At 62.2% G+C, this 12297-nt stretch carries 7 protein-coding genes; 6 read left to right on the plus strand and 1 reads right to left on the minus strand.

Features of this window, described 5'->3' with window-relative positions:
- Window positions 1-2: 2 nt before the first annotated feature.
- The 6 genes from wecC to ACFVTM_RS16640 all read left to right on the plus strand — a co-directional run bounded on the left by wecC (window position 3) and on the right by ACFVTM_RS16640 (window position 10495).
- Window positions 3-1310, plus strand: coding sequence for a UDP-N-acetyl-D-mannosamine dehydrogenase (gene wecC, locus ACFVTM_RS16615; protein ID WP_390204749.1), 1308 nt, complete (start codon window positions 3-5; stop codon window positions 1308-1310).
- The gene (locus ACFVTM_RS16620; RefSeq protein ID WP_390204750.1) at window positions 1303-2139 is read left to right on the plus strand and encodes a hypothetical protein; all 837 of its coding nucleotides are present in this window, start codon (window positions 1303-1305) and stop codon (window positions 2137-2139) included. The genes wecC and ACFVTM_RS16620 overlap by 8 nt, the downstream gene beginning before the upstream one ends.
- A 4-nt stretch (window positions 2140-2143) precedes the next feature.
- Window positions 2144-4066 (plus strand): glycosyltransferase, encoded by a 1923-nt coding sequence (locus tag ACFVTM_RS16625; protein ID WP_390204751.1) that lies wholly within the window; start codon window positions 2144-2146, stop codon window positions 4064-4066.
- A gap of 12 nt (window positions 4067-4078) precedes the next feature.
- Complete coding sequence (locus ACFVTM_RS16630) at window positions 4079-6373, plus strand: glycosyltransferase family 2 protein (protein ID WP_390204752.1); 2295 nt, start codon at window positions 4079-4081, stop codon at window positions 6371-6373.
- Window positions 6370-7281, plus strand: coding sequence for a hypothetical protein (locus ACFVTM_RS16635; protein WP_390204754.1), 912 nt, complete (start codon window positions 6370-6372; stop codon window positions 7279-7281). Before ACFVTM_RS16630 ends, ACFVTM_RS16635 begins: the two co-directional genes overlap by 4 nt.
- A 166-nt stretch (window positions 7282-7447) precedes the next feature.
- On the plus strand, window positions 7448-10495 hold the full coding sequence (locus tag ACFVTM_RS16640; RefSeq protein WP_390204756.1) for a glycosyltransferase: 3048 nt from the start codon (window positions 7448-7450) through the stop codon (window positions 10493-10495).
- A 165-nt stretch (window positions 10496-10660) separates the two neighbouring features.
- Here the strand turns inward: ACFVTM_RS16640 and ACFVTM_RS16645 are convergent, their stop codons facing one another.
- On the minus strand, window positions 10661-12097 hold the full coding sequence (locus tag ACFVTM_RS16645) for a hypothetical protein (RefSeq protein ID WP_390204758.1): 1437 nt from the start codon (window positions 12095-12097) through the stop codon (window positions 10661-10663).
- Window positions 12098-12297: the final 200 nt, after the last annotated feature.

A 12297-nucleotide genomic window follows, 5' to 3' on the forward strand; every position in this document is an offset into this window, starting at 1 on the left:
ACATGGACGAGACGATTTTTGATGTTGCCGTCATCGGACTTGGCTACATCGGCCTGCCCACCGCCGCCAGCTTCGCCGCCAAAGGCAAGCGCGTGGCCGGCGTCGACGTAAAGCAGTCGACCGTCGACGCCGTCAACCGCGGAGAAGTACCCTTCGTAGAACCCGACATGGGTGTGGTGGTCTCAGGCGCGGTCAGCCTGGGCAACCTCGTCGCCATGACCACGGTGCCCGCGGCCGACGCGTTCATCATTGCCGTGCCCACCCCGCTCGCGGAAGGCAACGGCGCAGACCTCTCCTACCTCCGCAGCGCCGTCGAGGCCCTGGCGCCGAAGCTCCGCGGCGGCGAACTCGTGGTCCTGGAATCAACGTCGCCTCCGGGCACCACGGAACGCCTGGGCGCCTACCTCCTGGAACTTCGGCCGGACCTCTCGCTTGAAGCAGCCCCCGGACAGAACCATGTCCACATAGTGCACTCCCCGGAGCGCGTCCTGCCGGGCCGAATCATGGTCGAAATGGTCACCAACGACCGTGTGATCGGCGGCCTCACCGAGGAAGGTGCCCAGCTGGCCAAGCGGCTGTACGAGGTGATCTGCCAGGGGAAGATCCTGCTCACGGACGCCACCACGGCCGAGATGACCAAGCTGGTGGAAAACACCTTCCGGGACGTGAACATCGCCTTCGCCAACGAGCTCTCGCTGATCTGCGACAACCTGGGCATCGACGTTTGGAAGCTGATCGAACTCGCGAACCACCATCCCCGCGTCAACGTTCTTCGCCCCGGCCCCGGCGTGGGAGGACACTGCATCGCCGTCGACCCGTGGTTCATTGTCGACGCCGTCCCCGAGCACTCGGGCCTGATCCGCACGGCCCGCGAAGTGAACGACTCCAAGCCGCACCACGTAGTCCGGCAGGCGGTTGAGACACTGGCCAGCCAGCCGGGCGCCACAGTGGCTGTGCTGGGACTGGCCTTCAAGGCCAACATCGACGACGTCCGCGAGTCGCCGTCCGTGACGATCGTCCAGGAACTGGTCCGGCAGCTGCCCGGGAGCACGATCCTGGTGGTCGACCCGAATGTCGAAGAACTCCCCACGGCACTGACAGCATCCGGCCTCACGAAGCTCCACGGCATGGAGGAAGCCGTAGCCGCTGCAGACCTCGTGATGCTCCTGGTGGACCATGATGAATTCCTGACACTGGACTCCGCGTCCCTGGAAGGCAAACTGGTCATCGACACCAAGGGCATCTGGAACCAGGAGCCCGCCGAATCCAGCCGGCCGCACACGCCAGTCGGGGCCAGCGCCGGTGGATAGGGGAACCCAGGCAGTGCCGGCGTCCTTTGAAGAAGAGCTGCGCCATGCCGGCTTTGCGCTCAAGGCCCTGCACACGCCGCGGCGCGAGACTCCGCTTCTCCGGATCCTGATCCGGACCACGAAGTCCACGGATCTGGAGATTGCCGGAACCGTCGCATCGCTTTTTGGCTCCGCTTGCCAGGACTTCGCCGTCGACATTGTGGTGGAGGACGGCAGCCGGCCCAAGCTGGAGGAGTGGCTTGCCACTGACCGCCGCTTTTCGTTTCTCCGGACGGACGGACAACAGCTTGCCGCGTCGGTCTACACACTAGTGCTCAGCGCGGGCACGGCAGTTGGCCTGCACTCACTGGAAGCCATGATCGACACCTTGCGGCAGACGCAGGCGCTGGTCCTCAGGGCGCTGGTGGACGGACGGCCCGGCGCGATGGAACTGTGGCAGACGTCGACCCTTCGGGAGCTCTCGGTTGCCGGTGACCCGGAGAAGTCCGCGCGCAGCGCCGGCGGCGAACGCTGGGTTTCCGGCAGCGCCCTGGGCCTGCACGATTTCCGGCGGCCCAAACCGAAGTTGCACCTGCGCAAGGGCGCCGCGGCAACCCTTGACCTCAATATCGTGGTCCGGGACCTGGCCGACAGCGCCACGCGCCTGGACTACGAGCAGAAGATCCGGCTCCTCGAGGCCCGGCTGAAGAAGTCCGAAATCGAGCGACGCCGCCTGGAACAGGGCCTTGCCCCGAACCGCGGCGTCTCACGCGCCCGCGCTATTGCCCGCAAGGGTCCGGCTTACATCCTTGGCCGGCTCAAGGCCCGCTCAGGCCGGGCGGGGAGCTAGCAGCATGCAGATCAAGAGCGTCGTCGTTGGCTCCGCCGGGCATTCCATGGCGGAGCTGGCGTTGGATCTTGGGCTGGACTACGCCCGCACGGACTGGGAGCACCGCGATCCCCGGAACGCGTCCCACTGGGAACACGCCGTTCCCGCCGACCAATTGTGGTGGGACCACTACGTGGTGCAGGCGGAGTCGCTCGCCGAGGCCCGGGCGATGCTCCCATTGTTCCGCAGCGAAGGACGGGCGCAACGCTTCGTGCTGGTCATCCGCGGACTGTTCCCCGCCGCCGACCTGCCGGTTTGGACGCCACGCAGCCTCCAGACCAAGGCCGGCACCTCGGCCATGACAGTGCCGGGGCTCGGCTTCGCCGTGGTGGTCGAAGGCGGCAAATGGGTGACCGTGCATGCTGCGGCCGTGGCCGCCCTGGGCTGCTGTTCACCCGCTGCGCCGCGGCCCGTGCTGGGCGGACTGCGTGTGGGCATCACCGAACCCGCCGCCAGCGCCTGGCTCGCCGGGGACGCACTGGGCAGCTTCATGACCCAACCGCTCCTGCAGCCCGAGCCGGATGACATCTATTCCGTCGATGTCCTCATCGGGCCCGGCGAGCTCACAGAGCAGCTCAGCCGGCAAGTCGCAGACCAGCCAGCACGGGTCACGCCGCCGGTCTGGACCCCGCCGGGAACCGTGCTGCCCCCTGTCGACACCGCCGTCGTATCGCCCATGGGGTTCCTGCCGTACCCGAACAAGCCCACTCGGGCGCTCGAGCCGATCGAGCTCAGCCGCGGGGGAGAACTCAGCGAAGCCGGGCTCGCGGCCCTCCGGCCGCACGACTACGTTGAGGTCAATGGCGAGCTCTTTGGCGGCTTGGACTGGCAATTGGCGCGGCGCCTCAGCCAGCTGGCCGTCGCCGGCGTGCCGCTGTTGGCGCGGGCGCTGCCCGCCCCCGTCCGGTCCCTGCTCGGCGAACAGCTGTTGGACCGCATTCAGGCCTTCGACGCCGGCGATCCCGCGGTACTGCGGGAATCGAAATCGATCGAGCTTCGACGGACGGCCTTGGACCTCTACAGCCCGCGGGCCGTCTGGAACGGGCTGCTGGGCCAGCTGCGCAAGCCGGCCCTTCCCGTGCCCTCCGTGAGCGTGGTTCTGGCCACCCGCCGGCCCGAGAAGCTGGCGTCCGCCCTGGACCAGCTGGCACGCCAGAGCTGGGAAGCACTGGAAGTGGTAGTGGTGCTGCACGGCTTTGACGCCGACCTGCCAGAGGTCCGGCGCGCCGTCGAGGGGTATTCCGGCGAGCTGCAGCTCCGCTCCGTTCCGGCCGACATGATTTTCGGCGATGTCCTGAACGTGGGTGTGGGCGCCGCCAGCGGCGATCTCGTTTGCAAGATGGACGACGACGACTGGTACGGCCCGCACCACCTCCGCGACCTCGTCCACGCCAAAGACTTCAGCGGTGCCACCCTGGTGGGCGCGCAGGTTGAATTCGTGTATCTGGAAAGCCTCGACATCACCACGCGCCGGCCTCCCCTCGGGGAGCAGTACTCGGACCACGTTGCGGGCGGCACTATGCTGCTCGGCCGGGACGAACTGCGCCAGCTGGGAGGATGGCGGCCCGTCCACCGCGCCGTGGACCGCTGCCTCCTGCAGGCAGTCCAGGCCGCCGGGGGACTCATCTACCGCTCCCACGGCCAGAACTACATGATGCAACGCCACTCCGGAACCGACTCGCACGGTGGCCACACCTGGAACCCGGACGACAGCATCTTCCTGCAGAGCGTGGCCGAACAGTGGGACGGGTTCCAGCCGCCGCCGCAGATCGGCGCCGTCCCGAGTTCTCCGACGGGGGAGCGGATGGATGCCATGCGCAGCCACTTCGCCCGGACGCCGATTCCAGTCCTCTCTCAGTCCGCCCCAACTCCTCACTCGCACACTTAGAAGGCTCAGGGAATGAAATTTCAACAAGCTCTCCGCAGAATTGCGCGCCTGTCCCCGAAGAAAAAGGTGGCCGCCGCCGCCTTCGCCGTCCTCCTTGCCCTGGTAGTGGTGGCCGCCTACGCACGCAACCCCTGGCTTCTGGGCCTGCTCGTGCTGGCCTTCGCGGCCGCACTGGCCGTCGGCGCGCTGTACATTGACCGGCTGCTGAAGGCATCCCGTCGGGCCACCAAGCGCGCCACCGCGGCCCATGCCAAGCTTGCCGCCGCTCCGCCTGCCCCGCGCCCGGGAGCGCTGGTCGAGTGGGGTGCCCGGTCCCGCATTCCGGACGCGCGGCTAACCCAGCGTCTGATCAAGGTGCGTTCGGTTGACGGCCGTGACGTCCTGGTCAGCTCTGCGACCATGGGCCGGTGGGGCTGGCGGGACATGTCCGTTGCCCTGGAGATGTACCGGATCGGGGGGAAGAGCCGGAACAGCGTTCAGCCCGTCCTGGACGAGACGCCCCGGACCGTGCTGCTGCATCTGGCCGATCTGTGCTTCCGGCAGAATATCCTCCAGGACGATGTCCTCAACGCGGCAACGTTGTACAAGTACGTCTTCCAGCGGCTGGGGGCCAAGCCGTTCCGCGAAAAGCGGCGCGGCGAGTTCTTCCTCGACGCCCTGGCCCGCACCGGGCAGGGCGACGAGGTCATCCGGCTCCAGCACCTCTACAAGGCCGACGAAAAGAACTCCAACGACGTCCACCTTTACCGGGCCAACGCAGCCAACCCGTTCAAGGACACTACAGCCGACGCCAGCCAATGGCTCGCGGAGATCAACGAAATCTATGAGCGGGCAGGGCTGTCCAGGCTCTCGCTGGCCGAGGGCACCGACCCCGCCTTCCTCCGTTTGCAGGCAGAAGCGCCGGCGCCGGTGAAGAGCGGGCCCCTCGTGAGCATCATCATGCCCGTCTACAAGCCGGACGCATACACAGATCTCGCGATCCAGTCAGCCTTGGACCAGAGCTACCGGAACATCGAAATCATCATCGTTGACGACGGCTCCGGCGGCGACGCCGGCGAGCGGCTCAATAAATGGCTGGCAGTGGACGGGCGCATCAAGGTTGTGCTCAACGAGCCCAACGCCGGGGCGTACACTTCACGCAACATCGGCTACTCCATGGCGCAGGGCGAGTTCATCACGATTTTCGACGGCGACGACTGGCAGCACCCGCAGAAGATCGCGCTCCTGGTCAAGGGGGCACAGAAGCAGACCAGCGGGAGGCTTGTTTCCGCTCCCTGGACCCGGGCGGACGAGGACCTCTTCTTCCACTACCGGGGATGGCGTGGAGCTTTCATCACGCCAGCGCACGTCTCCACCATGTTCCATACCTCCACCATCCGGGAGCACCTGGGCCACTGGGATACCGTCCGTAAGGCCGCCGACACGGAGTTCATTCTCCGCTACCAGGCGCTCGTGAATGCAAAGGAGCCCTTCGAAGTCTCCGAGGCGCCCCTGACGCTGTCCCTGGTTGGCACCACCAACCTGTCCATGGAAGATTTCCGCCTCGGTTACCGGTCTCCGGACCGGGTGTCCTACCGCGACTCGTACGAGCACTGGCACAAGAAGATTCAGGCCGGCGAACAGTCCGGCTACCTGGACTTCCCGCTCGCAGAACGGGCGTTCCCGGCACCGTCACGGTTCCTCCCGGCCGGCGCCAAACAGCAGGACCTCGAACTTGATATCCTGCTTGTCGGCGATTTCGGCGCTGATTCCCTGGCGGGCATGCTGATGCTGGAACATCTGGCGTCTGCAATCGAGAAAGGGCAGCGGGTTGGACTCATGCACTATCCGAGCCTCCTTCACACGGCCGCCATCGACCGGTCCTACCCGGACGAGCTCATGGAGGCCTTCCATGACGGGCGTCTCTTCCGGGTCGAGGTGACAGACCGGGTGCTGTCTGAACTGGTCAATGTCTACGATCCCACGGCATTCCAGTACAGCAGGGAACTGCGCAGCGGACATGCGGCGGACCGCGTGTCCGTGTGGACAGACGAACCGCCCTACAACTGGGAAACCGATGAACACAAGTACGAAGTCAGCACTGTGGAACGCAACCTGTTGTCCGTGTTTGGCGGCCCCGTGCAGTGGATTCCGCTCAATGAGCGGACCCTGCGAATCATCACCGAGTCCGGGCATGGACAAAAGTCCATCGGCGACCACGTGGCACAACCCGAAACGCTAACAATTCCCGATTCCCCGGCGGAAGAAGCTCCGCTGGCACTGACAGGCTCCAACGTGGGAGCTATTGACGCAGGAGAAAACCCGTGAATTTACAGAACACCACCACCGGCCTGGCCTGGGACGAACGGAACGATGTGGAGATCCGCCGCGTCGCCTCGGCCGGCGAGATCGATCACAAAGCCGCCGAGCCGGTCGAATACGTAGTGTCGGGACGTCCCGGAGGTCCGCTCGACGTCGTGGCACTGTACGCCCCCAGAGTTTCCAAGACGCTGATTGTGAGCTTCCATGGCTCGCTGGTCCGCTCCAAGTTCACGCTCCCGCGTTTCGAATGGCGCCGGACGCTCGGCAACCTGGATGCCGGCGTACTTATGATTGCTGACACCACCCTTGAACTGGGCGAGAAAGTGCAACTCGGCTGGTACATCGGCACTACCGAGCAGGACCTTGCCGAGGAGATCGCCACCGTTGTCAAACAGGTGGCGGCCGATGGCGGCTACGAACACATTGTTCTCGCCGGGTCCAGCGGTGGCGGGTATGCGGCGATGGCCATTTCACGCCGCATCCCTGGTTCGGTAGCGGTTAGTTTCTCTCCGCAGACGCGCGTGGGCGACTACACTCGCTGGGTGCACCAGGCGTTCGTGAATGCCGCGTTCCCGTCCTACGCCACTATTGATGAGGTAGAAACCGACTTTGCGGGGCGAGTCAATCTTCGTCGCCTCTATGCCGAGCCTGAAATCCCCAATTACGTGCGCTACGTCCAAAATTCGAATGACCTGGGTCATATCGAGGAGCACTACGCGCCGTTCGCCCAAGTGCGCTCCATTGATCCGGAAACGGGCGGGATTGACCCGACAGGACGGTTCCGATTCGTGCTGGAGGCGATGTCGAAAGGCCACGAGCCCCCCGCGCGGCACCGCTTCCTTCGGAATATCCAAGAGGCACACCGCGAGTTCCTCGGTGTAGAGCTCAGTGCCGTAGCCGACGGCGGAAAATGAGTTACACATAGAAGCCCCGCGATAACCGTGGTCAGCGTCAACGAGGCCGACTGACGACGGCTCCCTGACCCCGTGGGGCAGCAAGTTACAGCCAGATTGATTCTGAGAGTGCCCCATGGTCGGGGCGCGTCAGCTAAGTGCACAAAAGACTAAGGAAACTTGACTAATGACCGCCTCGGCCCAAGCCCTCGACCCAATCCCAACCCGCAGTCAGCGGCTGATCAAAACGGAAGTGTTTGACGCCGAGTACTACGCCGCAGAGTGCGGGAAGGACTTCGAATCGAAGACGGCTGCCGCACATCACTTCGTTCAATATGGCATGAAGGCCGGCCTCAGCTTCCATCCCTTGTTTGATCTTGGAATGTTTCCAGCGCCCGTTCGCGATAGGTACAAAGCCGGCGATGTCGAGTTTCTGCTAGCCTACCTGCGCAGTCCCCAGTCGCGTGAGCACACTTGGTCATGGCTCTTCGATCCCGCTGGCCTCAAAGAACCTGGCACAGAGGGGTCCTACCTCCTTTCCAAATACCGGGCCGGCAAGATACGCACCCTTCCGGTGCCGGATAAGTTGCCGGGCCACGCCCCGGCGTGGCCTGAAGTGCGGGCACTGATCATTGCGCACGCCCACGCCGCCAAGGCGTATGAATTGGGCAAGAAGCCGTTGCGCTTCACCACGTGGTCGGAGTCCGCAGAACGGAAGTGGCTCGAAGACGTCCAGAACGTGCCCCTGCCTTCAACCGGGACAGCCCCCGTCGTGAGCATCGTCATGCCTGTGTGGAACCGGGAATTGGCGATCCGGGATGCCGTCGAGTCGGTGCGCCAGCAGAGCCTGGAATCGTGGGAACTCATCGTAGTTGACGACGGCAGTACAGACGGGACGCGAGATGTGGCGCGTGGCTACGCCCGCCTAGACAGCCGTATCCGCTTAGTTGAAGCGGACCACTTGGGCGTCTGCGCCGCCCGGAACCGCGGTATCGAAGAAGCCAAGGGAGAGTTCCTGGCCTTCCTGGATTCCGATAACACTTGGCGCCCTGACTTTCTCCGGAATATGTATGCGGGACTGAATGCCAGCGGTGGCAAGGCCGCCTACTCTGCAGCTCGCATGCTGAACGCCCGGGAGGAATTCACAGGCCAGCCGATCACGGCTAGTCAACTCTTGGTAAGGAACTACGTGGACCTCAATGTTCTCGTAGTGCAGACCGCTTTTATCCGAGAGCTGGGCGGTTTCGACAGCAACCTCCGGCGATGGGTCGACTATGACCTCGCGTTGCGGATCACAGAGACTTCCAGCATCGAGTATTTCCCCTTCATTGGTTGCGATTACGTCGACGACGACAACGATGACAGGATCACGCGCAAGGAATCGTCTAACTGGGAATACGCGGTCTTGGGCAAGAATGTCCAACACAGGTTTGTGCCTGATTCCGTCAATGAACGACTGCGAGTTCCTTCCCTGTCTGTGGTCATGCGCATCACTGAAAATATCGACTTAGCGATTCGAAATCTCCGCAGGATTCACGAAACACTCGACGCCGATTTGATCGAACTGATTGTTCTCGACGAAGTCCAGGGCTTTCGTACGTCCCTTCGGCTGCGTGCCGCTCTCGCTGGCCTGCCCGGCCTGAAGTACGTCAAGCTTCCGCGGCGCTATACGGAGGCAATTGCCTACAACATCGGCTCCGTCCACGCGACCGGCTCGAATCTCCTGTTCGTAAAGGAAAGTGTTGAAGTCCGCGCCGGGACGCTGGAAAAGCTCGTGGAGCGGCTTGACGATGCATGCATAGCTGCCGCCCAGCCTCTCTTGACCGATCTCTCAGGAGTCGTCGTCTCCGCTGGCGCCGGAGGACACCGCAACAGTCTCGCCATTCCCCTGTTCAGGGGCCTGAACATCGCCGATGCCCGGCGCCACAGCGGCAGGGCGGTTGACGAGTTGGCGACAGCTGTCTTCATAGTCCGCGCGGAGGCGTTTGAGCGACTGGGACGCTTCAACGCAATCTTTGCCGGCGAAGCGGCGGTCACCGATTTCCTACGGAGACTCGGCAACGCCGGAGCGGGGGAGTTCGTCGTCGAGAGCGCCGCGGTCGCAGTGGACCATTCGGCGGATGCCTTCGCGGAGCACCCTTCCTTGGCCGCCGCAGATGTTGACTGGCTTAGCGCGTCCACGGAACCAGCCAGGCCAGTTGTTGCCCACTACAGGGATGTCGGCCTCGACATTCTTGCATTAACTGCGCCACGAAACCCAAGGCTCCAACCTGCTGTGCCGGTTGTCGCCAGGTTGAGTTCCGGCTCGGATCCAGCAGCGAGCCTGCGTTGGGCGATCAAGATCGGGGCTGAATTTAGCGTTGGCGGAGACCGGTGGGGCGACGTTCCGTATGCGGCAGACCTTGCAGAGGCCCTCGCTGCCCGGGGCCAAGAGGTCGTAGTCGACAGGGTTGACGCCCTTGCCCGTCCTTCAAACTACTTGGACGACGTAGTGTTGGTTATTCGAGGCCTGCACCGCTGCGATCCCCAGCCAGGAAAGACAAATATCCTGTGGGCAATCAGCCGTCCGGACCTAATTACTAGTGCGGAGCTAGCTGAGTTCGACCTTGTCTTCGGAGCTTCCAAGATCTGGTGCGAGCATGTTCGTAAAGAATGGGGGATCGAGGCACATTACCTGCCGCAGGCCACAAATCCCCGCCGGTTCCACCCAATGGCAGCAACTAAGGAGAGCCCGCGATACGACTTGACGTTCGTTGGGGGCCCCAGAAAACCGATTGGGCGCAAGATCGTTGCAGATTGCATCGGCCTTGGGCGGGGAGTGAATGTATGGGGTCCCCGTTGGGAGAAATTCATTCCTGAGGAGATGGTTATCGCCGATTTCATCCGCAACGATGAGCTCACTGCGGTTTACAACTCGTCGGAGGTTGTCCTGAACGACCACTTTGAAGATATGGTTCGGTGGGGGTTTGCCAACAATCGGCTCTACGACGCGGTTGCTTCAGGCGCGCGAGTGATCAGTGATGACGTCGACGGTATCGATGAGATATTTAAGGGCGCAGTTCGGACTTACACATCAACTGACCAGTTGTCAGAAATCCTCGCCGATCCGAGCGGCTTTCCCGATGATTCGGAGATGGCTTCCATCAGCCAGATGATTCGAGACGAGCACAATTTTGACCAACGCGCGGCTTCGCTGATCGACGCCGTTCGATCCCATCGGGGGATGGGCTCGTAGCCAGACCTCATGGCGAAATAAGTCGAACTATGAACTTCTCAGGGCGACTTGTCCTGCTCGGCTGAATCAAAAAATTAATTGCGAAACGCCCGGCCGGTTAGACCGACCGGGCGTTTCCGTGACTTGATTCCCCAGCAAATAAAAATGGCACACGTTTGGCGAAAGTCATCGCTTTGGAACGCGCGTAAGGAATCTTTCGACAGTTTGCGCGATGAGAACATCGGGCTTTCCTTCTCGGTCCAAATAGTCATTGTCCACTTCAGGGTCCCAGATCAAATGGAACTCGGCGAAAAATCGCGCGGACCACCAGGACAAGCTTCCAGGGTTCGAACCTTCGCCGAAGAAAGAATTCGCGAATGCGTATACTTTCTTTTGGATCAGCGCAGTCGGATTTCTCCATATACGGCGCCGTCCGATAAAGCCGGTGGCTGGATCGTGACTGAGTACCAACTCTAGATTCTTTTCCAAGAGTGCCACTTCCTCTGGTCGCGGAACCATTACCTTGGCCAAGATTGGAGTGTCAAAGAAACGATGGGACAAATCACCCAGCGATACAACCTGAGTGTCGATGTTTACGCGGCTTACTTCAGTCCCTGCACCGGGTTGCAAACGCTCGGATAAAGCTGAAAACAAATGCTGGGCACCGGTGGCTGTTAAATGAGTGTCGTTGGGTCGGTACGGCGGTTCTGATTGCTCCCACTCCGAAAGCGAGCGGAGACCGCTAAAATAGACAGGCGACTGCCCCATGAATGTTTCTATTTCTCGAAGGACCGGAGATGGTCCGTGGATTTCCAGGGGCGCCAGTTCACGTAAAACGGTGAGCTTCTCCGGAATGATCATTTGAATAAAGTCGATGCCTTCGAGGGCGCAAGAATTCGCTCTGCTTGCGATTAGAGCCGACCAGTGGTCGGCGAACTCAGCGGCACGATCTCCATGAATCTCGTAAAGATCTGCTAAATTGTTCGACCCGCCAATCAAGAACAATTGGCCGTCTCGGCCGATAGCAGCGGTCGCATCCTTCGACTGGAACCCCGTGGCTACCAGTACAGGACTCACTTTTGTTTGCTTGGGCGAAGCCGCTTTTTTGGAGGTCTCCAGGGGCTGCGGTGCGGCGATCGGTGGCGTGCCGGCGTCGTGGCCACTAGGCTGAGTCGACTCTGCAAGCGCGGAAGTCGCATGCCTCTTACCAGCATCGGTCAATCTCAGCTGAACAGAAGTAGATTCACCGGATGCCCGGACCTCGATGCGCCCGGCTAGTACATCGGAAGGCGTGATATCTTCGTCGGTCATCAAAGCGAACCCTGCTGGTACGCCTGTAATCCGCTGAAGGTCGGGTCTGATCTTTTCCGGTCTGCCAACGGCAATAGTTTTCCCCGCTAAGCTGACGGTCACTGTAGGGATCTCGGTTGAGCCTGGGATTGCCGCCCAACCAAGAATGAGTCTCTCTTTTGTGAAGACCCTTTCAACATATCCCGCAATCTTGGAAATCTCAGTAGGCGCAGAGGCGGAATCTGAGCCGCGGGCTAGGGTCCCACCTGTGTCGGTCAATCCCTGCGGTCCCCCATCCTGCTGCGTCGTTGCAGCTTCGGATGAATCAGTCATGAGTGGGTAAGCCTTTTTGGTAGTCTCGATTTTCCACCACTGTAGTATAGGCGATCGCGGCGGCGTCAAGGTCAGCGGGATTGACGCCCGAGTCTGCTCCACACGACGGGCGCTCCCAAAGCTTTTCGTCGCGCCATCACAGCGGGTGCCAAGCCAAGTCGATGGTATGCGCTGGGCATGAGACATGGTCCATGGAACAC

Source organism: Arthrobacter sp. NPDC058130, from assembly GCF_042884475.1.
In the GTDB taxonomy this organism is placed as follows: Bacteria; Actinomycetota; Actinomycetes; order Actinomycetales; family Micrococcaceae; genus Arthrobacter.

Coding starts and splice junctions, on each gene's coding strand:
- wecC (WP_390204749.1), top strand. CDS start 3: ATGGACGAGACGATTTTTGATGTTGCCGTCATCGGACTTGGCTACATC.
- ACFVTM_RS16625 (WP_390204751.1), top strand. CDS start 2,144: ATGCAGATCAAGAGCGTCGTCGTTGGCTCCGCCGGGCATTCCATGGCG.
- ACFVTM_RS16630 (WP_390204752.1), top strand. CDS start 4,079: ATGAAATTTCAACAAGCTCTCCGCAGAATTGCGCGCCTGTCCCCGAAG.
- ACFVTM_RS16640 (WP_390204756.1), top strand. CDS start 7,448: ATGACCGCCTCGGCCCAAGCCCTCGACCCAATCCCAACCCGCAGTCAG.
- ACFVTM_RS16645 (WP_390204758.1), bottom strand. CDS start 12,097: ATGACTGATTCATCCGAAGCTGCAACGACGCAGCAGGATGGGGGACCG.